General features: G+C 59.9%; 11 protein-coding genes. 6 read left to right on the top strand and 5 right to left on the bottom strand.

The genetic code is table 11. From position 1 onward, the window contains the following. Positions 1 to 70: 70 nt before the first annotated feature. Positions 71 to 1,519, bottom strand: a complete 1,449-nt coding sequence (locus tag AC07PQ_RS26925; protein ID WP_053260067.1) for an NCS1 family nucleobase:cation symporter-1 — start codon at positions 1,517 to 1,519, stop codon at positions 71 to 73. Positions 1,520 to 1,963: 444 nt separating this feature from the next. Continuing rightward, positions 1,964 to 2,800: a CvfB family protein gene (locus AC07PQ_RS26920; RefSeq protein WP_023968236.1), complete on the bottom strand. Its 837-nt coding sequence runs from the start codon at positions 2,798 to 2,800 to the stop codon at positions 1,964 to 1,966. A gap of 351 nt (positions 2,801 to 3,151) precedes the next feature. Here AC07PQ_RS26920 and AC07PQ_RS26915 point away from each other — a divergent pair, with 351 nt between their 5' ends. The 6 genes from AC07PQ_RS26915 (at position 3,152) to AC07PQ_RS26890 (ending at position 7,902) form a co-directional block, all read left to right on the top strand. Continuing rightward, positions 3,152 to 3,340: a PFL_1563 family small protein gene (locus tag AC07PQ_RS26915; protein WP_016702300.1), complete on the top strand. Its 189-nt coding sequence runs from the start codon at positions 3,152 to 3,154 to the stop codon at positions 3,338 to 3,340. A 197-nt stretch (positions 3,341 to 3,537) separates the two neighbouring features. Further along, positions 3,538 to 4,251: a TorF family putative porin gene (locus tag AC07PQ_RS26910; protein ID WP_007920667.1), complete on the top strand. Its 714-nt coding sequence runs from the start codon at positions 3,538 to 3,540 to the stop codon at positions 4,249 to 4,251. A 79-nt stretch (positions 4,252 to 4,330) separates the two neighbouring features. Next, the gene (locus AC07PQ_RS26905; RefSeq protein WP_007920658.1) at positions 4,331 to 5,200 is read left to right on the top strand and encodes a DUF6279 family lipoprotein; all 870 of its coding nucleotides are present in this window, start codon (positions 4,331 to 4,333) and stop codon (positions 5,198 to 5,200) included. Positions 5,201 to 5,343: 143 nt separating this feature from the next. After that, the gene (locus AC07PQ_RS26900) at positions 5,344 to 6,081 is read left to right on the top strand and encodes a DUF899 domain-containing protein (protein ID WP_007920657.1); all 738 of its coding nucleotides are present in this window, start codon (positions 5,344 to 5,346) and stop codon (positions 6,079 to 6,081) included. Positions 6,082 to 6,198: 117 nt separating this feature from the next. After that, positions 6,199 to 7,146 carry an AraC family transcriptional regulator gene (locus tag AC07PQ_RS26895; protein WP_493186516.1) on the top strand — a complete coding sequence of 316 codons (948 nt, stop codon included), beginning with the start codon at positions 6,199 to 6,201 and terminating at the stop codon, positions 7,144 to 7,146. A gap of 495 nt (positions 7,147 to 7,641) precedes the next feature. Beyond that, positions 7,642 to 7,902: a hypothetical protein gene (locus AC07PQ_RS26890; protein ID WP_493186517.1), complete on the top strand. Its 261-nt coding sequence runs from the start codon at positions 7,642 to 7,644 to the stop codon at positions 7,900 to 7,902. A 69-nt stretch (positions 7,903 to 7,971) separates the two neighbouring features. Here AC07PQ_RS26890 and AC07PQ_RS26885 read toward each other — a convergent pair whose 3' ends face one another. From AC07PQ_RS26885 to AC07PQ_RS26875, 3 genes are all read right to left on the bottom strand, one after another. Next, complete coding sequence (locus AC07PQ_RS26885) at positions 7,972 to 8,526, bottom strand: hypothetical protein (RefSeq protein WP_007920651.1); 555 nt, start codon at positions 8,524 to 8,526, stop codon at positions 7,972 to 7,974. 547 nt (positions 8,527 to 9,073) lie between these two features. Then, positions 9,074 to 9,349 (bottom strand): hypothetical protein, encoded by a 276-nt coding sequence (locus tag AC07PQ_RS26880; RefSeq protein ID WP_007920649.1) that lies wholly within the window; start codon positions 9,347 to 9,349, stop codon positions 9,074 to 9,076. 8 nt (positions 9,350 to 9,357) lie between these two features. After that, the coding region (locus tag AC07PQ_RS26875) for a hemagglutinin repeat-containing protein (protein ID WP_493186518.1) at positions 9,358 to 22,174 on the bottom strand (12,817 nt) is incomplete at its 5' end.

Raw genomic sequence — 22,174 nt, 5'->3', positions numbered from 1 at the left:
GTGCTGTCGATTATCAACCAAACGGACAGAAAAATACGCCTGGAAAAAGACCTTTTCCTGGCCGCGGCCGTCAGCTCGACGCCGTCGGGCTCAGCCTCAGAGATGGCAGGGCCTCACGGCGCGCGAGGAGAAAAAACAGCGCGCCACCGAGGAAACACCCGGTGAACCAGGCGAAGTTGGCCATCGGCTGCAATGCTGGCGTGAAGGTGATCGCCACGCCCATCAGGGTCGCCGGCACCAGCGCCTTGACCGCGGTCCAGTTGACCCCGCCGCTGTAGTAATAACGCCCGTCCGGGCCGTCGTTGAACAGCGCGTCGATATCGATCTGCTGCTTTTTGATCAGGTAGTAGTCCACCAACAGAATGCCGAACAGCGGGCCGATAAAGGCGGCCAGCACGTCGAGGGTGTAGTGGATTACCTGCGGGTTGTTGAACAGGTTCCAGGGGGTGATGAAGATCGAGGCCAGGGCCGCGATCATGCCGCCCGTGCGCCAGCTGATCCGGCTCGGAGCGACGTTGGCGAAGTCAAAGGCCGGCGAGACGAAGTTGGCGACGATGTTGATGCCGACGGTGGCAGTGACAAAAGCGAAGGCGCCGAGCAGCACCGCGACGTCGTTGTCGATCCGCGCCACCGTGGCGATCGGGTCATGGAGCATTTCACCGAACACCGGCAGGGTGCCGGAGACAATGACCACGGTCACCAGGGAGAACGCCAGGAAGTTCACCGGCAGCCCCCAGAAGTTGCCGCGTCGTACATCCTGCATGCTGCGGCAGTAGCGGCTGAAGTCGCCGAAGTTCAGGGTCGGCCCGGAGAAGTAGGACACCACCAGCGCCGTGGCGACGATCACCTGGCCGAATGCCTGCCAGCCCGACAGCGACTTCTCCCCCAGTGTGAAGCTGATGTTGCTCCAGCCGGCCTTCCAGACGATCCAGCCGGCGAGGAGGAACATCACCGCGTAGACCACCGGCCCCGCCCAATCGATAAAGCGCCGGATCGACTCCATGCCGGCCCAGAACACCAGGGCCTGGACCAGCCACAGCGCCAGGAAACCGAACCAGCCCAGGTAGGACAGCCCGGCAAAATGCGGCTCGGCATAGGCCGCCATGGCCGGGAAAAAGCGCAGCACCACAATGATCAGGGCGCTGGACGCCAGGTAGGTCTGGATCCCATACCAGGCCACCGCGATCAGGCCTCGAATCACCGCCGGGATATTCGCCCCGAATACACCGAACGCCAGCCGGCAGATCACCGGGTATGGCACCGCCGCCTGCTGGCTGGGCCTGGCCACCAGATTGGCGATCAGTTGCACGATGCAGATCCCCGCCAGCAGGGCCACCAGCACTTGCCAACTGGCCAGCCCGAGGGCGAACAGGCTGGCGGCGAACACATAACCGCCGACGCTGTGCACGTCGCTCATCCAGAAGGCGAAGATGTTGTACCAGTTCCACTTCTGCGGCAGCGGCCCCAGGTCCTGGTTGTACAAGCGCGGGCTGTAGCCCTTGGGTAGTTGCTCGGTCATTGCAAGGCTCCTTGTTGGACAGGCCCTGCCCCCGCGATTGACCTTGCGACCACACTGCGTACGGGAGCTGGCATGAGTTGTATACGAAGCGCTACGCAGAATGCGTGCCATACCGGAAAAATCTGTAGGCGAACGGCGCGGATCGCTTGTCCATCAAGGGCTGGGGCTTGGCTGCACAACGATGATCAGCAGCCGGGATCAGCGGCAGACATGCCCACTAGCTGTGCACGACTGCCTGATATCAGTGCATCAGGAATGGCTTAAAACTGTATACAGCGACCATGACAACGATCGAAGACGCCGACTCTGACGTCCTTCAACGCAGCCAGGAAAAAAGCAATAAAAAACCGCTGCCGGAACCGGCAGCGGTTTTTTCGGACAGCCCCGTGGGTCGTTAGCGCCACCGAAGGTTCTTCGACCGCAACTACGCCAGGGAGAAACGAATCAGGTCAGTTCAATGCGGTCGGCATGAATAACGATCTGGCCATTCTTGTACAAGGCTCCGATGGCCTTCTTGAAGTTGCCCTTGCTGACGCCGAACAGGCCACTGATCACCGTCGGATCGCTCTTGTCGCTGACCGGCAGGGTGCCATTGTTTTCCCGCAACTTGGCGAGGATCTTCGCGTTCAGGCTGCTGGCCAGTTCTTCGCCCACCGGTTGCAGGCTGAGGCTGATCTTGCCGTCGGCGCGGATCTCTTTGATGAAACCCTTTTCCTGTTTGCCCGGACGCAGGAACTTGAACACTTCGTTCTTGTGGATCAGGCCCCAGTGCTTGTTGTTGATGATCGCCTTGAAGCCCATGTCGGTGCTCTCGGCCACCAGCAGATCGACTTCCTGGCCGACCTTGTAGGTCACCGGAGCCTTGTCCAGGTAGCGGTCCAGACGGGCCGTGGCGGTGATGCGACGGGTGTGCTTGTCGAGATAGACGTGCACCACGCAATACTCACCGGCGGTCAGTTGACGCTTTTCCTCGGAGTACGGCAGCAGCAGGTCCTTGGGCAGGCCCCAGTCGAGGAACACACCGATACTGTTAACTTCCACGACTTTAAGACTGGCGAATTCACCGACTTGAACTTTTGGTTTTTCGGTAGTTGCAATTAACTTGTCGGCGCTATCCAGATAAACGAAAACATTCAACCAGTCTTCATCTTCACTGGGAATATCCTTGGGGATATAACGATTGGGCAGCAATATTTCACCATCCGCCCCGCCGTCCAGATATAAACCGAAGTTAGTGTGTTTAACCACTTGCAAACTGTTGTAGCGCCCGACTAAAGCCATTTCCAATACCCTCATTGCGTGGGCGGCATTCTACCCGGTTTTCCGCTCCTGGTTGGCCCGAGTCGCCGGATAGCAGCGGATATTTTCCTGAATGCCTTGATTTTTATGGCTTTGCGCCAGCAACCGGTTCCGCCCGTCAGGCCAGCCGGCAGCGACTTTTGCCTCAGCGCCGCCGAGCAAGCCGCTCTTTGTGCCATTGTCTTTATTTAAAACAGCAGCTTATGGGGATATTCCCGAGATCAACTTAGGATTATTCGGGAGTTTTCCACTGTTATTCCAGGGGGATATTTACCAAGCAATTGTCAAGCATTTCATGTATGATGGCTGGCCAAATTAATTTTCTGAAGGTTAATGGCCGCCATGCGTGTAAAAGCATCCAACAGCAAAGCAAAGCCAGCTCCAGCCGTTGAAACCAGCGAATCGATCAACGATCAGATTGCTGCTTTCCTGAAATCCGGCGGCGAGATCCAGCAAATTGCCAAAGGCGTCAGCGGCCAGACTTTCGGCCCGTCCAAGCAGATCAGCCTGGGCAAGAAGTAATCCCCCCGCCACACCTCCTGGTCCCTATGCGCTTTGAGCCTCAAAGCGCTAGGACTAGAGTTCTGACTCCTCCCCTCCCATAAAAATCGACGAACGGCCCTCATCCCCGAGGTTTCGCCGGTATCCTTGCACACGTCTAGATCGGGCATTCCAGTAGGTTCCGCGGTTCCTGCTCCTCGCATTTCATGGAGTGAAGCATGCTCAAATCCTCCCATGTGCTGCTTGCCAGCCTTCTCGCCAGCCCCTTGGCCCACGGGCAGATCTTCCAGCGCGAACTGGGGGACTTCGACCTCAAGCTCAGCAGCACCCCGAGCCGCAGCATGGCCCAGGGCCTGGTCAAACCCTCGGCCACCGGCTCGTTCCATGGCGGCCTGGACCTGACCCATGACAGCGGCTGGTACATCGGCCAATGGTCGCCAAGCATGGGCCTGGGCGAGAGCGACCTGGAAGTGGACTCCTACCTGGGCTTCAAGCGCCCCTTCGATCAGACCCTGGGTTATGAGGTGGGGATGATCCAGTACAACTACCCGCAACTGGCCCCGCAGGACAGCCAGGAGTTCTATGGCGGCCTGACGCTGCTGGGCAGCCGCTTCGGCGCCGCGTTCAGCCAGGAACCGGACAAGCGCAACAGCACCCTGTTCGCCGACCTGGGCGGCAACCAGCCCTTCGGCATCGGCGTCAGCATCAAGTACACCACTCATCAGCTGGGCAACCCGGTTTCGGTGAGCAGCGGCTACGTCAGCAGCTTCAACGACTGGTCGATCAAGTTCTCCCGCCCCTGGATGGGCATCGACCTGAAACTGATCTACAGCGACTCCAACCTCAACGGCAGCGATTGTTCGGCCTATTCTGGACATAACGCGCAATGCGACGGTCTGCTCACCTTCAAGGCCGAGCATTCGTTCTATTGAGCGGCTGAACTGCCGGAAGCTTTCCGGGTTCAGATAAGAAACCCATGCTTACAAACCCAGGCCTTCGCAAGGACTTGCCATGTCGCGCCGGCTGCAACACCTCACCCTGCTACTGCTGTTGAGCCTGGTGCTGACCTCCTGCAATCGTGTCGGCCTGGCTTACCGCAACCTCGATGTGATCATTCCCTGGACGCTCAATGACTACCTGGAAATGAACCGCGAGCAGAAAATCTGGTTCAACCAGCGCCTCAAGGAGCACCTGAGCTGGCACTGCAGCACACAGTTGCCCGGCTACCTGGACTACCTGGACCGTCTGCAGCAGATGGTCGCACGCAATCAGGTCAACGATGCCGAGCTGCAAGAGCTCACCCGCGGAGCCAAGCAGGCCATTGCCCAGACCGCCCGCGCGATCGCGCCTTCGGCCATCGAGTTGCTGCGGGGCCTGGACGACCGACAGGTCGCGGAAATGAAGTCGGCCTTCGCCAAGGACATGCGCCAACGTCGCAGCAAAAACCTCAAGCCACCACTGGAGCAACAGATCAGGCTGCGCACCGAACGCATGGACAAGCGCCTGACTACCTGGCTCGGCCCCCTCACTCCTGAACAGACCCAGCGGGTGGCGGACTGGTCAACGTCCCTCGGCGAACAGAACCAGCTCTGGCTCTCCAATCGGGCCAACTGGCAGGCACAGTTCAGCGCCGCGCTGGAGCAACGCCAGAACAGCGACTTCGACAGACGCATCGAGCGCCTGCTGGTGGATCGTGAAAGCTTCTGGACACCGGCTTATCGCCAGGCCTACGCCAACAGCGAACAGGCGGCGCGCAGCCTGCTGGTGGACGTGATGGCCAAAAGCACGCCAGCCCAGCGCGAGCATCTGCGCAACAAACTGCAGAACGTGCGCGATGAGTTCGAAGCGTTGAAATGCATGAAGACGGTACGCCAGGAGTGACGCCTGAATAGCCGTTCAGCGAAGTGCGGCAGGCGGGCGACCGTTGGGCGGAACCGTCCGGCGGCTGTCGATTTGCCCGCGGGCGAAACGACTAGCCTGTGTAGGCACTGTCGCCGCGCACCTTTGCCGCAGGAGAAGACGTCATGCACCTCAACGATCATCCGGTCGTATCCCGGGAACAATGGATACAGGCCCGCAAGCAGCACCTGATTCACGAAAAGGCGTTCACCCGCCAACGCGACCAGCTCAGCGCCGAGCGGCGTGCCCTGCCCTGGGTGAAAATCGACAAGCCCTACCGCTTCCAGGGCCCCCACGGCGAACTGAGCCTGGCCGACCTGTTCGGCGATCGCAGCCAGTTGGTGGTCTACCACTTCATGTTCGCCGAAGGCTGGGACGAAGGTTGCCCGGGCTGCTCCTTCCTCTCCGATCACATCGACGGCGCCAACCAGCACCTGGCCCACCACGACATCGCGCTGGTGGCGGTGTCCCACGCGCCCTTCGCCGAGTTCCAGGCGTTCAAGCGGCGCATGGGCTGGAAGTTCGACTGGGTTTCGTCCGCCGGCTGTGATTTCAACTACGACTTCGGGGTCTGCGCCCGGGCCGACGAGGTCGCCGCCGGCACCGCCACCTACAACTACGAAAAAACCGACGGCGCCGAGGAAGAGCTGCCTGGCCTCAGCGTGTTCTATCGCAATGAAGCCGGTGAGATATTCCACACCTACTCCACCTACGCCCGTGGCCTGGACCTGCTGGTGGGGGCCTACAACTACCTGGACCTGACGCCCAAGGGGCGCAACGAAGAACAGATCATGGACTGGGTCAGGCACCATGATCGTTATGACGACAAACCGGCCGCCAGTTGCTGCCATGGCGGCTCCTGAGCGCCGGACAGCGATCGCGGGCCTGCAGGAGCGGGCTCGCGATCACGTTCGTCCGGCTGACGGAAAAAACCCGCCCGGCACAAACCCGTGGCCTGGCCCCCGGCTAAACTTGGCTCCATGAGCCCCGCCTACCACAGCCTCCACGAATACACCCTGCGCATGAACCGGGTGCTGGAGCATATCGACCAACACCTGGACCAGCCGCTGGAGCTGGCCGAACTCGCGCAGGTCGCGCATTTTTCGCCCTTTCACTTTCATCGCCTGTTCACCGCCTGGGTTGGCGAAACCCTGGGGGACTACCTGCGCCGACGCCGCCTGGCCTGTGCCGCCTATCAGCTGGCCAGCCATCCAGAAATGAGCATTCTGGAGGTGGCCCTGGAAGTCGGCTTCAGCTCCGGCGAAGCGTTCTCCCGGGCGTTCAAGCAGCATTTCTCGGTCACCCCGAGCACCTGGCGCAGCACCGAACCCAAACGCTGGCACCGCCGCCTCAGCGACGTCCGCGAACGGCGCCTGCGGGAATTGAGCAATCCTGATCAGACGCACATCCCGGCCTTCGACGATCCTGACGCCTTCATCCACCTGAAGGAGCTTTTGATGAACGTCACCCTCAAGGAACTGCCACCGGTCCGCGTCGCCTACCTGCGTTATATCGGCCCCTACGGGCCGGGCATCGGCACCTTCTGGCGCGACACCGTCGCCCCCTGGATGGTCGAAAACGGCCTGTTGGGCCGCGTGCGTTACGGCATCGGCCACGACGATCCCTACGTCACCCCACCCGAAAAATGCCGCTACGACGCCTGCGTCGAAGTCCCCGACGACTTCAAGACCAGCGCCCCCGCCGTCGTCACCACCCTGCTCGGCGGCCTCTATGCCATCGCCCACTATCAAGGCAAAGGCCCCGACATCGCCGACGCCTGGACCGAACTGTGCCGCGACTGGCTGCCCAAGAGCGGCATGCAATTCGACGCCCGACCGGCGTTCGAGCGTTATCCGGTAGACGCGAAATATGACATGAAGACGGGGGAACTGGAGTGTGAGATCTGTATTCCGGTGAAGGCGTTGTAAGCCGCGCCGGGCTTGAGCGAAACGATACGGGGCGGCCTGTGCTGCCCCGTTTTTTTGTTCCTCAAGCATGTTCTAGAGGCCATTACCCACAGTCTTTTGCAGGAAGCCGTATTTGGGAAACGCACGGGGCGTTTTATTGGGTATTGGAGCTGCCCGCCAAGCCGACAGCTTCCTTCTGCGCTAATCAGAAAAGCCCTACAGCCTACAGTGCACTCACCTTATTCCTGCCAACCACAGTGCGATTTACAGTCGATGGGTCGCCCAAATGGCGACCGGGTTTGGCGACCCGAGAGACACAAGTAGGCTGCGTATTCTGCAATAAGGCAGAATACGCCCCTGCGAGCGCAGGCCTTTGCTTTATGGCAGCTGTGCGTGGGAGACCTTCGGGTCTGCCGGTTTCTTGTGTCGCCGGTTCGCCAACCTGCGTACAGCCGCCACCCATTCGTTTGGCGACGGATGAGTAGCAACACTCAGACAGGCACAAGGATATAAATCATGAATCGCTACATGCCCATTACCGGCCACGACTGCAATATTCCCTACCTGCTTATCGATACCCAGGCACCTATTGACGTACTGCACGATGCGGCTGCTTATCGCATACGCGCGGTAACCCAGCTGCTGGAAAGCTTTTCGGTAGCTGATGCCCCTCGTCATGAACCTGCTCTCCTTCAGGAACTGACGTTGGTTTGCAGCATCATGCTGCGCGATGGGTGTGATTTGATGGATGTAATGGGGAGACAGTTGCAGGCGTAGACGGCGTAGTAAATGGAGACGGGCGACTTGTGGGTCGTCCGTTTCGCGTTCTCAAGTCGGATTCAGACGCTAAGGCAAACTCACTACAGGAATACGCTCCTGTGGCTGGGTGACATCGTAAACATGCTGCTCACAATGCTTACCAATGAACTGAAACTCCACCAGATAGACCTTGCTTCGCTCTGGTGTAAAGGTGCTTTTCAGCGGGCCACAATGATAGGTATCTCCGACGCCCCTATCATAAGAATATCCCGACACCTCAAAAGGCTTATCAACATCGGCCTGTACCTCCAACTGTGGGAAGCGTTTAACCACAGCACTGTTGGCCACTTCGTTAAGCTTGGCGATCCAGTCGAGCACCTTACCCCGGCCTGAATCCACCACGGTCCCCAGCACCTCCATTCGTTGATCAGGATCTGTCGCACGACGGACTGAGAACTCTACTGGAAATGTATAGCCTGATGCTTTCATGATGACTTTGGCGTGCTGCGCATCGACCGCTACCGTACTTTGGTGTAGCTGGATGCCGTCGTTCAGAAAGCTGGGAGAAGAGTCTCTGACGTTGGAATGGCAGCCGGGTAATGTGAGCATCAGGATCAGCAGCGATAGTGAGGTTCTGCTCACGCATGAATGTCCTTTAAAAAACCTGCATAGTTGCCAATAGATAAAACTGGAACCATCGAGCCAGAGGAAATGAAGTAGTTTTTAATAACCAAGGACTAAAACCTTGAGTATCCCACTAGCAGCACAATAATAAGACCTGCCACTAAAGCAGGTGAAATCGAATATTTAGGGTATCTGACTCACCGCAGTAGTGGCACGCCAATCGCGATGCGCCTTGGCAGAACCTGACTTGACTATGATGGTGAATGCTACCAAGACGTACAGCCCTATTGAACTAGCAATCAAGCGAAGACACCAAGCGCCACAACCCCCATAGACAAAAGTCCTACCCCCATAGCACCCACTTTATACGCCCCATATAGAGCCCCCCGCCTGCCCCATACAAGACATCACGAACGCTTGCAACGGACTCTTATGGGCACTCATGGGTTTTCCTTATCTACCTACTCACGCCTCAACACACTACTGACAGAGCCGACTGACACACTTGACCGAGCAGATTTTCAAGAAATGCCCTCACTCCGTCAAACACCGTAATTCAGCAAAACTATCCAAGAATAGGGTCCCACAGCACACGTTTAGCATATGCCCGGGCCTCATCCTCAGAATCAAAATCCATGACTTCATACTCGTCATTCAACAGCATTTCCTTCCAGGAAACAGATTCATCCTCAAAAGCCTCGAGCAACTCTTTTTTAAGTTCCCCTCTCTTACCTGCGTTATCAACCGCCTCCTTATAAAGGTCAATCGCCATGGCCTCTGAAAAGCCAAAATCAGCAGAAAAAACCGTCTTCAGAAAATAACTCAAATTTACATACTTCATAGCACCACCTATGGTTTAGGCGCAGGAAAAATAGAAATGGTTTCCCATACGTTGTTTTTAGGGTTCAGCATATAAACCCCCTCAACACTTCTCAAGTTACCCACCCTTTCCGGAGCCCCGAAAGTATCTTTGTTCTTTACAAGGTTGCCTGAGCTGTAGACCCGTTTGAATCCACGACCAAGATCAGCACCAAGGTCTCCAACGTCCGCCACAGTAACCCTTACTACACTTTGCCCAGGATCTCGTGCGATTGCCTTTTGCAAAGCTCCGTTGTTTCGCACCGCTTGATCCGCAAATACTAACAAATCATCGCTATGAAAAGCTGACGAGAGCGGCGGTACGGAAGGCCCTACATTTGCATCCGGCTTAATCGCCGATTTTGCACGATAAATCAGCTCTCCATCCGTAACGCTTCCTCCATGTACCGATATTGCATGAGCATTCTTGTGACTGGTAACAAGCGCCAGCTGCTTGGGGTCAATTGGCGCTTTGATGCCTGCGGCGTCATTCGCAACTTTAATTCTCCCCTCAGCTTCCTTCAACGCAGCCAGATTCCCCCCAATCTTCGGCGTCAAGAGACCTTCATTGAATACATAGAATGTCCCATCGGGACTCAATGCCTCAAAATTACCAGTGCGGGTATTGAGTACCCGACGATAGCCATCAGGTAGTCCTCCTTCCTTGGTAAACATAGCACCAGCACTACCACCATCCTCTCGATACCAGGATGGTAGATCCGGGCCGACTGCTTTCTTCTCGGCATTAATTGCCAGTTGGATGGCCGTTCCGGTTGAGCCCTTCTGGAATGCCTTCAACAGCGCCAGCCCACCCAGCTCACTGACCGGCAACCCAAGAAGCATCAGGCGCTGACTGGTGGCGTAATCAGACTCGGCGATATAACCAGCCTCTGTCGCTCGGCTTTGTATATGAAGGAGCCTCTGGTAGTAGTCCATCATGCGCGCCGAATCAACCGGCCCGATCTCGTCGCTTCCCGCTGCTTGAACAACAGTGACGGGGAAGTGGACCATGCCCGCGATGATCGAACCGACATCACCGGCCACCCCACTCAGGACACCACCTGTTCCTTCATAGCGTTTACTGGCGTCTGCCAGGCCTAGCTCTTGTCCAGCGCGATATCGATCACGCCAGGTGTTTTGCCCCTGCTCAACGAAGTTGTCGGACAGGAACCTCTCGACGCTGGAGCCTTTGCCGGCGTATGCGTCAAAGAGTGCTTTCAGGTTGATCGTTTCATTGCGATATTCTTCTGCCGTTGTGACAAAGAACAGATGTTTGCGGCCATCGACGTCCTGGTACGTCAGACCGGATTGGGCAGCCTCCCCGCGGATAAATGCCTGTGTTATCAGGTCAGAGCCATTAATATCGGTCCAATGCGCGTCAGCCAGTGCCGCCCCCCCTTTGCTTAGGGCTTTTGCGGCCAACTCAGGACTGATGTCCTCGCCTGTCGTCTCCTTCAGGTACTTTACAAAGCGCGCAATACGGTCCTTGTTCTGCAGGAACTTGACCTCATCTGGGTGCAACTGTCGGTTATAAACCTCGACACCTGCCCCGGCGCGGCCTCCCGCTATCCCTGCGAACAGGTCGCCACCCGAGCCTGCGGCACCACTCAACCCTGTGGCAATCAATGCCGCCCAAGCATTAGGGCCATCGTTGATCACACCGTTGTTTTCCAGCGCCTTGGAAATGGCCGGCATAAGGGCTGCAGAGGTCGCAGCCCCCATAGCACTACCCTGTACATTGCCACCTGCCAACCCTTGGACCGCGCCGGCCAGGGTGTGCAGCAGCACCCGTGCGGCACCTCCCTCGGCCCACGCTGCACGCGTGGCGTCATCTTTAGCATCGATATAATGCCGGTTGGCGTAATCGCCGATCTTCTTGTAAGTATCGGCGGCAGTCGTGTTGGCGAGGATACCTACACCGGTAGTGCCTCCGGCGCCTCCCAGGCCGGCAGCGATCAAACCAGTAGCGACATCCGCCATGATGCGTTTGTCCCCCCCTGGAGCCCAGCGATTAGCTTCTGCCATGGCCATACTGGCGGCCTGCTTCTGCTCACTGGTCTTCGCCTCTTTGTCCTGCTTAATAGCGTCTTTCTGTTTGGCGGACACAATCGCATCCAGCGTACCTTTGGCCAGATCTACTACTCCCTGAATCAGATCCATACGCTCCTGCATGGCTCTTTCATCGGGACGATCAAGCTTCTGGTTGGCATTTGCGGTGTCACGGTTGAGGCCGAGCAGATCATTGCCCCCCTCCGGATTGCGGACCGTGATCGTGCCTTCGCTGATAGCGCTACGGGTGCTGCTGTGGTCAGAGTCCTTCAGCATCAACGGAATGCTACCGCCAATCCCAGGCTTGCCATCTCCCCCCCACCCACCGGTGTAGGAGACACTCACGCCAGCGGCCTGACTCTTTATTTCACTGCTGTTTTTGATATCGCTGACAATCAGGCGGTCAGTGCTCAGATGGTTCTTGTCAGCAGTTGCGTTGCTGGCAATCACGCCTCCATGCAGTACGGTGGTGGTCCCGACATTGATGTTGTAGCCACCGTTGCCTGCAAACAGGCCGGTTTGCTCAATCACAGCCTTGTAAGCACTATCCATTTTGCTGGCGGCAATGTTGGCCGACCCGGTGACTGGCGCGCCGTAGCAAATCGGCGGAATGCAGATGCTGCCGCCAAAACCACCACTGGTCTGGCGGTTGACCTGGCTTGCCTCATCCTGACGAGAGCTGATGTTGAGGCTGCCGCCGATATCCGCGTCAACATGATCGGCACGCACCTGCGCGCCAGCCAGGGTGGTGTCCTGACCACTCTTGATGGCTAACCGACCGGTATCAACAGTGCTATTGACCTGGTTCAGCTCACTGCCCTTGCCCATGCCTTTGGCAACCTGAGCGCCGAGGTCGAGCGTGAAGCCGTTCTGCGCACCGATGTTGAAGCTGGCGCCAATGGCGGTTTTGCTATTGTGGTTCTGGTTATCCCATTCCTTGCGGTTCTGGGCACTCTCAAGGGTGATATTGTTTTTGGCTGAGAGCAGCGTGTCCTCTGCCTTCAGACTACTGCCAACAACATGAATATCTCCGCTGGAACCTGCCACCTTGCCAGTAGCGATGACAGCAAGGCCTGCACCACTGAGCAGGCTCGATTGCTTGGCTGTCTCACTGCTGTAGTCACTTGTACTTTTGCTATGGGTACTGCCCAGCTCAGTACCAATCTTGATCAGTGAGCCCGAGCTATTGGTTGGTTTGTTGTCCTTCCTGTTGTCAATGGACTCTTGCCCCATGGCATACATGTTGTAGGCCGACAGCACTGCCTGCGCTGTTTTCACCGCTTTTAAGCGATCATCGTCAGCGTTTTTGGCAGCTTTCAGGTTGTCGCGAATGCTTTGGGCCGTATCGATGACCATCCCACCAACCACACGACCTACTGCCAGGCTGTTGGACTTGTCGGTGGTGCTTTGCCTGGCGGTCTCAACCCCTGCCGTGATCGTGACGTCAGAACCGCTAAGGGTCATGTCCTTGGTGCTGACCAGATCGCTGGCAACAACCTTCAGCTCACGACCGGCAATCAGCTGGACACTGCCCTCACTGGAGCCGATGGTACTGCCCGTTAGCGTGGTTTCCTGAGCTTTACCATTGTGCTTCTGACTACCGATCGACAGGTGCTGATTGCCCGTGATGTCGTCGACCCCAAGATTGTTGGCGGTCATGATCCCGCTCAGATCACGGGTTTTCGCCTTGTGCATTTCGCTGCGCTGGAATGTGTTTTCAGCAGCATCGACTATCAGGTCCCGACCGGCCTGAACTTTCATGTTGGAAGTGCTGACCAGAGATGAACCGGTGACTGAAACATCGCGCGCCGCTGCCACACTGATGGTATCACCGGAGACGGTGCTGCCGACCGCCTCGGTACGTGTCTCGCTGACCTGATCCTTGATCTTGCTCGACTTCAAGCCACCCCAGCTCTTCTTGCTTGAGCTGCTCTCATGACGTGCGCTTTGGGAGTCCGTGACGGCTTCGATTTGCACATCATTGCCGGCGACCAAACGAACGCCCCCCTTATCGGCCGTCACACCACTGCCTTTGATCAGCAGGTCCTGCCCGGCAACAAGAGCGCTATTCCCCCCCGAGGTCACCAGACTCGCCACGTTGGTGGTACTGGAGGTTTCATCCAGCCGACTCTTCTTGCCCGACGAACCCTTCTTGGTCTTGCTGTAGAAGCTGTAGTTGCTGTCCTCCGCGGACTCCAGCGCCAGGTTGCCACCGGCCACCAGATACGCCTCATCCCCCGCACTCACCCGACTGGCAATCAGCTCCAGATCCTTGCCGGCACTGAGGGCCACGCTGCCACCTGCGGTCACCGCCGTGGCCACCTGACTGACCTTGTCCGACTGGCCCTTGTACTTCTTGGAGCTGGAGTACGAGTGTTGTTCGTCCGCTGCCGAGGCCAGGGTCAGGTTGCCGGTGGCGGCCATGGCGAGGTTGCGTTTGGCGTCGATCTGGCTGGCGATGGCCGACAGGTCGCGGCCGCTGTTGATCGTCAGGTCGCGGCCGCTGGTGAGCACCGAGCCATGCTGGCTGGTGCTGGTGTGCAGGGAGTTGGTCCGGGTCTCGTTGTCCTGCTGTTCGACAGCGGAGAGGTTGGCGTCCCGGCCGGCGTTGATGGTGGTGTCACGCGCCGCTTGCAGTACGCCAGCGGCGTTATTGAAATCGCGACCGGCCTTGAGCGTCAGGTCATTGGCGGCTTCGATACGTGCGGCGCTGTCGAGGAAGTCACGCCGTTGTTGCAGATCGCCGCCGCTGTTCTGGTGGCTGGTGACCGTGCGTTCGTTGACCAGGTCGCCGTTGAGGGCAGTCAGGCTCACATCGCGACCGGCGATGATGCCGCCCGCCTTGTTCACCAGGTTGTTACCCGCTAGCAGGTCCAGGCGATTGCCGGCTTCGATCAGCCCGCTATTGACCAGGTCGTTGCCGGCCTTGGCCGAGAGGTTGTTGGTGGCGCGCAGGGTGCCGGCATTGAGCAGGTCCTTGCCGGCGATCAGGCTGATGTCCTGCCCGGCGATCAGCGCGCCGTTGGCGGCCAGGCGGTTGTTGGCGTGGGCCATGTACAGCACCGGCACCAGCACGTTCTCGCCATTTACCGGGTGCGATTCGAGCCAGACGATGTCGTGGGTCAAGGCCGCGACCTGCTCGGAGGTCAGCGAGGTGCCGATCGCCAGGTTGAGCTGCTGCTTGCTCTGCAGCGCGTTATCCATCAGGTACTTGAACAGTTTCTCGTCAGAGTCCTGGCCATCGATGAAACGTTGGCCGGTGCGGGCGACCACCGCCTGCTGGATCAGCCGTTGTTCGTAGAAACCGTCGCCCAGGCGTTTCCAGCTGTTGTCGGGGTTGTAACCCAGGTTCGACAGCAGGTAGTCCGAGCTCATGAACTGTTTCAGGTTGGTCAGCGCCGGGTTGGTCTCAACCAGGTATTTGTGCGCTTGAGGGGGATTGTCGAGCATCGGGATGCCCTGGACCCGCACAATGCTGCCTTGCACCTGTTGCGCCGGGGTACGGCTGTATACCGGCCCTTGAGTAGCCGTTCCACTGTCCGTCGGGGTCGTGACGCTAATCATCGGCAGACTGGCATCGACACCAGGCTGCACCGCGCCAACCTGCGCCAGCTTGCGCTCAGTCGCGGCCACCGGGGCCAGCGAATCGACCTGGAGCGCCCGCGCCTGACTCTGGGCCAGGTTCTGCTCGCGCTCGGCGAATCTCAGGCTGATGCTGCCCATGCTCCAGTCCATCGGTGCCGGGTTGCGCTGGGTCGCCGCGGTGTCGCCGGCTCCTTCGCTGCTCAGGCGGAACAGGCCGTGTTGCCCGACCGGCAACGTGAAGCCTGGCAGGGCCAAGGGATTGACCTGCTGCTTGGCCAGATCCGGCGGCAATTGCGAGTTGATATAGATCGGCGTCGAATACTGACTGCCCGTCGAAGTGTCGCCGGTCTTCTTGCCGCCGCCGACATAGGCGTAGTAACCACGCACCACGCCGTTGTCGATCTTCTCCGAAGCGTTGAGCTGGACGCTGGCGCCGGACTGGATGATGGCGTCGAAGCGCTTGCCGTCGCTGCTTGCCAGAGCCTTGGTACCACCACCCGCCAGTTTTCGAGTACCGGTCATCAGGGCATTGAACCGCGCCAGGTCGGCTTCGAAAGTAGCAGACGGCTTGGTGCCATTTCTGGCATTGAAGGCAGCCACCGCAGCGACCGCACCTTGGTACTCATCCACATGGTTGTATTTGATGGTGGTGGTTTCAATGTCCTGGGGCACCACCCCCTGGTTCTTGATGCTGACGGCATTGATCGTCAGGTTGCCGGAGGAGGCGATAAAACTGCTTTCGTTGTTCAGCTCCTGGGCACCGATGTTCAATTGCCCGCCGCTGGAGATACTGGAGGCCGCCGTACTGGCGGTCACCTGCAGGCGATCACGCTCGGTGAGCTGCCAGACCGCATTACGCCGATTGCCATGCTTCTTGACATGGCATACCCCAAAGGGGCCGCACGGCAACTCAGTGATTGCGGCGTAGTACTTCTCGTGTTCCGAGTAGGTGAGGATGTCCATGACGTTCTTCACCGTCATGGCGCGAATGGTCATGTCACCCAGGCTTTCGATGGTGCCGGAGCGGTTTTCCAGCAGGCTCGACTGGGCCTGCCCGGCATTGGCGGCCACCAGCAGGCTGCCCATGCTGAAAACGTCGGCATAGCGATTGCTGAAGGTGTTGCCCAGCAACTGCATGTCGCCGCCGCTGAAGATCGAGCTGTGCTCGGCATCGCTGACACCGGCATTGAGCAGCGTCCCGGCATTGAGGGTCAGGGCCCCGGCGCTGCCGAGGGAGGCATAGTTATTGATCGCCCCGGCATTGACCGTCAGCCCCTGGGTGGAGCTCAGGCGTCCGCGATTGGTGAGTACCCCGCCGACATTGATCCGCGTGTTGCCGCCCCCGGTGATAGTCGCGGCGCCTGGCAGGTCGAGCTGGGCGGCGCCGAAGCTCATGTCGCCCAGGCTGGTCAGTCGCCCGTTACCACCGTAGGCGCCGGACAGTTGCAGGCTCAGGCTGCCGTCACTGGCGATCAGGCCATCGTTGTTCCAGTTGCCGCCACCGCCCTCAAAGCTGTCGGAGGCCAGCAGCTGGCCGCCAGCACTCTGGTAGAAGTTGTTGACGTTGACCTTCAGGCGTCCAGCCTGGATCACGCTGGTGTTGCTCCACGAGTCGGCATTGAGGGTCAGCCCCCCTTGGGTGACCAGGGTGCCGCCCGCCCCGCTGACGTTGGCCATCGAGATATCGAATTGCCCCTTGCCGGAGTGCAGCAGGGTGCCGCCGGCATTCTGCAAGCTCGTCGCGCCGAGGCCCAGGTCGGTACTGGCCACTTCGATGCGACCGTTACGGTTGTCCAGCAAGCCGCCGATCTGGAACAGGCTCTTGCCGCCGCTCCCGGCGGCCCGTAGCTGACCCTGAGCGTTGTCGATACTGGCCGCGCGAATGAGCAGCGCGGTGTCACTCTCGATAACCCCCAGGCGGTTGTTCAATGCACCGCTCAAGCCGAGATCGATGCCTTGACCGGCAACCTGCCCGCCCTTGTCACCGCCGTTGTCGAACATAGTCGCGGTGACGCCAAGCTGGCCGCTGGCGTAAAGCCCGCCATTGCGGTTGTCGAAGCCGGCGGTGTTGACGATGACATCGCCCTGGCGCGCGGCAATGCGCCCCCCGTTGTTGTTCAGCCCGGCCAAGGCACGCAGGTTCAAGCGCTGGGCTTCGATCACGCCACGCTGGCGCTGGTCATTCAGGTCATAACCGTTGAGCAGCACGCCACTGATATGGGTTTCAAGCGCGCCCTTGAGGCTCGACAGCACCCCGCCACGGTTGTCGAGGTTGGCCGCGGTAATGCTGACCGCGCCGTCCTGACCGATGACCTTGCCGCCCTGGTTGTTGAAGTCGCCGCTGATATTCAGCGTCAGGCCGTTCTGGCTTTGCACCGCGGCCTTGCTGTTGTCGAGGCTGGCAGCCTTCAGCTCAAGGCCGGCATCACGGCTGTAAATCAAGCCGCCCTGGGCATTCTGGACAGCTCCCGCGACAGTCAGGATGGCTTGCCGGTTGGCCGCCACGGTGCCGTGGTCTCGGTTGTCCAGGCTGTCGGCGTTGAAGGTCAACAGATCCTGGCCGATCAGTTTGCCGCCGCGGTTATCGACGTGAGTCGCGCGCTTGAGCAGCAAGGCCCCGTCACTGCTGAGGGTACCCAGGACGTTGTCCAGGTTACCCGCCACGTCCAGGGTCAGAGCACCTTTTGTCGCCAGGCTGCCGCCACTGTTGTCCAGGCTGCCGGCGCGCAGATCGACCGATTGCAATGCGCTGAGGTTGCCGGCCTGGTTATTCAAGGTTGCCGCCTTGAGATCAAGGGTGGCACCGCTGTCGAGCAGACCGCCGCCCGCGTTATTCAGCAGGCCGGCGACCGTGAGCGTCTGGCCGCCGACACTGGAGACCACCCCTTCGCCGCTGTTGTCCAGGCTCGCGGCGCTCAGCTTGAGCGTGCCATTGCTGGCCAGGGCGCCGGCGCCGCTGTTCAGCAGGGCGCCGCTGACGTCAACGGCCAGGTTGCCCTCCTTGCTGGAGAGCGTCCCGTGGTTGCGGTTGTCCAGGCTCCCCGCCTCGACGGTCAGGCCCTTGATCCCCGACACCAGGCCCTTTTCATTCAGCAACTGGCCGGACACGACACCCAGCGCCGCCTCACTGATCAACTTGCCTTGGGTGTTATCCAGGGTGCGGCCCGTCAGCGTGAAGCCTTGGCGACTGGACAGAGTCCCCTGCTGGTTCTTCAGGTCCTGCAGTTGCTTGATGCTCAACAAGCCTTTGGCATTCAGTCGGCCGAGGCTGTTGTCGAGATCGCCATTGGCCAGGTCCAGGGTCACCGCGCCGTCGCCCAACAGGCGACCGCCACGCTGCGTCAACCCCGTGACTTTGAGGTTCATGTCGCCCTTGGCCGACACCTCGCCGGCATCGCTTGAGTCCAACTGGTGCGCGGTCAGCTCCAGCGCGCCTTTACTGTTGATCAGCCCGCTGTCCGTGTTGTTCAGCGCCTTGGCCGACAGGTTCAGCCAGTCACCCGCCAGCACGGAACCGTGGCGGTTGTTCAAGTCACCGCTGGCGATGCTCAAGCCGTTAATAGCGTCGATCAGCCCCTGGTCCTGGTTGGTCAGTTGCCCCTGTACCGTCAGTTTCAACCCCGAACGGCTGGTCAATTCGCCGGCACTGTTATCCAGGCTGGCGGCCTGTACTTCCAGCGCCGCGGCACCGATCTTGCCCTTGATGGAGCTGAGCGCCTGTTCGACCCGCAAGGTCAACGCCTGGTTACCGAGCAGTTGGCCGCCATCGTTGTTCAGGCTCTTGGCGTTGAGTTCGTAGGCCGCGTCGCTGGAGATTTCGCCGTTGCGGTTGTCAACGTCACTGAGGTTTTTCAGCAGCAGCGCACCCGGCGCGTGAATGAAACCGTCCCGGTTGTTCAGCCGGCCATGGTTCAGGTCCAGGCTCAGGCTGGTGTTGCTGAACAGACTGCCGCCCTGCTGTTCAAGGCTGCTGACCTTCGCGGTCAGTGCCTTGTCACTGCCGATGCGCCCGGCCGCGTTGGTCAGTTTTGCCGCCGTCAGGTCCAGGGTGTCGCCACTGTCGAGGCTGCCGGCCTGGCTGTTATCGAAGTCGCCGGTGGTGACCTGTACCGCGCCCTTGCCGCTGATCACGCCTTTGTGGCTGTTGTCCAGGTTGGCGCTGCGTAACTGCACGCCACCCTCGCTCACCAGCTTGCCGCCCACGTTGGTCAAGGCGCCACGAGCGCCGAGGTCCAGCGCAGCAGCGCTCATGAGACGACCGTCGCTGTTGTCCAGGGCTGCCGCGGCCACATCAAGGGTGCTTTGGCTATCGATCAGCCCTTGGTTGTTTTGCAGGTTGCCCTTGAGTGTGAGGTCCAGGCCTTGCTGGCTTTTGATTTTCCCACTGCGGTTATCGATACGCCCGCCCGTGATCGTCAGCTCGGCCAGCGCATTGATAAAGCCGGCAGCCTGGTTGATCACCTCATCGACCTTGAGCGTCAGCGTGTCATGGGCCTCGACCAGACCCTGGTCGCTGTTATCCAGCTGCTTGCCTGTCAGGCTCAGGCCGGCCTGGGTAGAAAGCTCGCCGCTTCGGTTATCGAGCGTATCGACCTTGAGTTTCAGCGCTTTTGTCGCCCCTACCAGACCGCCTTGGCGGTTATCGAGGCTCGCCCCCGTCAGGTCCAGCACGCCAGTGGCGATCAACTTGCCGCCCTGATTGTCCAGGGTGCCGATCCGAGCGGTCACATCCTGTTTGCCGGAGATATCGGCAGCGCGGTTGTCCAGGCTGGCGGCGGTGAGCAGCAACGCGCCGTCGGCGACAACGGTGCCCCGCCGGTTAGCGAAAACCGTATCGACCTTCAGGTCCAGGTCGCCGGTCGTGCCGAGCACGCCATCAGTGTTGTCCAGGCTGGCGCTGTGGCTGTCGAGGGAACTGGCGCTGACCAGGCCCTTCACGTTGTTCAGGGCCTCGGCGATGCGCAGGGTCAGCCCCTGGTCACTGATCAGCTTGGCGCCGTTGTTGTCCAGGCTTTGCGCTTTCAGGCTGAAAGCCCGGGCGCTGGAAATCTCACCCTTTCGGTTGTCGACGCCCTTCAGGTTCTTGAGCTGCAGGGCTCCCGGCGCATGGATGTAGCCACCCTGGTTATTGAGCTGGCCGTTGTTCAGGTCCAGGCTCAGGGCGGCTTCGCTGAACAGCTCCCCGTGTTGCTGATCGAGCCCGGTCACGCTGGCCGTGAGGTCCTGGGCGCTGCTGATGCTGCCACCGGCGTTATTGACCTGGGTGGCGATCAGGCCAAGGCTGCTTTCACTGCGCAGGCTTCCACCCTGGCTGTTGTTGAAGGTCGTCGCGGTGATTTGCGTGGCGTGCTTGCCGGACAGCAGGCCCTTCTGGCTGTTATCGAGAGGGCCGCTGGCGACAGTCAGGCCCTTCTCGGACTTGATGGAGCCACCCTGATTGAGCAGTTCGCCACGGCTGGTGATCGACAGGTCTTCCACGCTCTCAATACGGCCGGCGGTGTTCGTCAGTTTGCTGGTGCCCAGGGTCAGGGGGCGGTCGCTGCGGACCAGCCCGCGGGTGTTGTCGAGCCCACCGGCCAGGGTGATCTCCAGCCCGTTGTGGCTGTCGATCTCGCCATCGGTGTTATCCAGGCTCTGGCTGTTCAGCGTCGTGGTGCCCTTGCCTTGGATCAACCCCTTGCTCTGATTGATAAGACGGCCAACCTTCAGCTCCAGATCGCTACCGGCCAGGACTCTGCCGCCGTCACTGTTGTCGAGCTGCTGGCCGTCAACTTCAGTGGTGATTCCGCTGGACAGTTTTCCGGCGCGGTTGTCGATGTCCTGAACCTTGAGTTTCAGCGCTTTTGTCGCCGCGACCAGGCTGTTGTCCCGGTTGTCGAGAACACTGCCAATCAACGTCAGGTTGCCTTGCGCCACCAGGGTGCCGCCCTGCTGTTGGAGGGTGTCGACGGTCGCATGTACATCGCCTTGGCTGGCGATTCGCCCCAGGGCGTTTTGCACGTTCTGAGCCTTGAGCGTCACTGGGCCGACGGCGCTGAGCAAGCCGCCGCGGTTGTCCAGGCGGGTACCGGTCAGGCCGATCCCTGCCTGACTGGTGATCACGCCTTTGTCGCGATTGTCGAGCTGGCGCACATCGAGTTGCAGGTGCTTGTCGGTGCGTACCTTGCCTGCGCGGTTGTCCAGCAAAGCCGTGTCCAGGCTCAGGCGATCCTTGCCGGTCAGGCTGCCGCCACGGTTGTCGAGACTACCAGCCTGCAGGTCCACTACGCCCTTGGCACCCAGGTCTCCTGCGCTCTGGTTATCGAACAGGCCCACGATCCGCGTGGTCAGGCTGCCATCGCTGGCCAGGCTGCCTGCATGGCTGTTATCCAGGCTGGCGGCGCTGATGCTCACACGCTTGGCGGAACTCAGGACACCGCCCTGGTTGTTCAGGGCGCCGATCAAGCCGATGTTCAACGCCACGTCACCGGTGACCTGACCGCCGCTGTTGTCCAGGCTGTTGGCCGTCAGGGTGGTGATACCGACGCTGGAGACTTCGCCATCGTGGTTATTCAGATGGCCCAATGTGGCGCTGAGGTTGCCGTCGCCGCTGATCAGGCCCCGGCCGTTGAGCACCTGACCGGCCGTGAGTTCGAGACTACCGCTGCTCAGCACCCGCCCCTTGTTCTGGTTATCCAGGGTCGCGGCGCTGACGTTGGCGCTCTGCCCCGCACTCAAGGTCCCGCCCTGGTTGTTCAGCGCCTGTGCCGCATTGACCGTCAAATTACGGCTGGCGATCACGCTCTTGCCATTGTTATTGAGGCTCTGCGCGCTCAGGCTGACATCGCCATTGGCATTGCGGCTGTTATCGGCGTTGACCCCGGCTTCGATGATGCCGCTGTTGCTCAGTCGCCCTCCGGCGCTGAGGCTGATGCTGTCGCGCGCGGCGAGGTTGTGCTGGCTGTTCAGGTCGCCCTGGGTCTGCACGTTGAGGGCGGTGCCGGCGTAAATCGGGCCCTGGGCCTGGAGGCTGGCCGCCTTGACCTTGACCGCGCCATTGGCCGCCGAGGCGTCGACCATGCTCAGATGGCCATTGGCATCGAGCTGGATATCGCCGACGCTGGCGATCAACTTGCCGTCGAGTTTTACCCCGACCCCGGCCTCGGTGCCCACCAGCCTGATCGCCCCGGCGTAC

The sequence above is a fragment of the Pseudomonas sp. GW821-FHT09E12 genome, from assembly GCF_059416085.1.
Note: the sequence above shows the minus strand (reverse complement) of the source record. Positions and strands in the feature narration are given on the sequence as shown.

Excerpts from the sequence above, each read along its gene's own strand:
- AC07PQ_RS26920 (WP_023968236.1), bottom strand. The coding sequence starts at position 2,800 with ATGGCTTTAGTCGGGCGCTACAACAGTTTGCAAGTGGTTAAACACACT.
- AC07PQ_RS26910 (WP_007920667.1), top strand. The coding sequence starts at position 3,538 with ATGCTCAAATCCTCCCATGTGCTGCTTGCCAGCCTTCTCGCCAGCCCC.
- AC07PQ_RS26900 (WP_007920657.1), top strand. The coding sequence starts at position 5,344 with ATGCACCTCAACGATCATCCGGTCGTATCCCGGGAACAATGGATACAG.
- AC07PQ_RS26895 (WP_493186516.1), top strand. The coding sequence starts at position 6,199 with ATGAGCCCCGCCTACCACAGCCTCCACGAATACACCCTGCGCATGAAC.
- AC07PQ_RS26915 (WP_016702300.1), top strand. The coding sequence starts at position 3,152 with ATGGCCGCCATGCGTGTAAAAGCATCCAACAGCAAAGCAAAGCCAGCT.
- AC07PQ_RS26925 (WP_053260067.1), bottom strand. The coding sequence starts at position 1,519 with ATGACCGAGCAACTACCCAAGGGCTACAGCCCGCGCTTGTACAACCAG.
- AC07PQ_RS26905 (WP_007920658.1), top strand. The coding sequence starts at position 4,331 with ATGTCGCGCCGGCTGCAACACCTCACCCTGCTACTGCTGTTGAGCCTG.
- AC07PQ_RS26890 (WP_493186517.1), top strand. The coding sequence starts at position 7,642 with ATGAATCGCTACATGCCCATTACCGGCCACGACTGCAATATTCCCTAC.
- AC07PQ_RS26880 (WP_007920649.1), bottom strand. The coding sequence starts at position 9,349 with ATGAAGTATGTAAATTTGAGTTATTTTCTGAAGACGGTTTTTTCTGCT.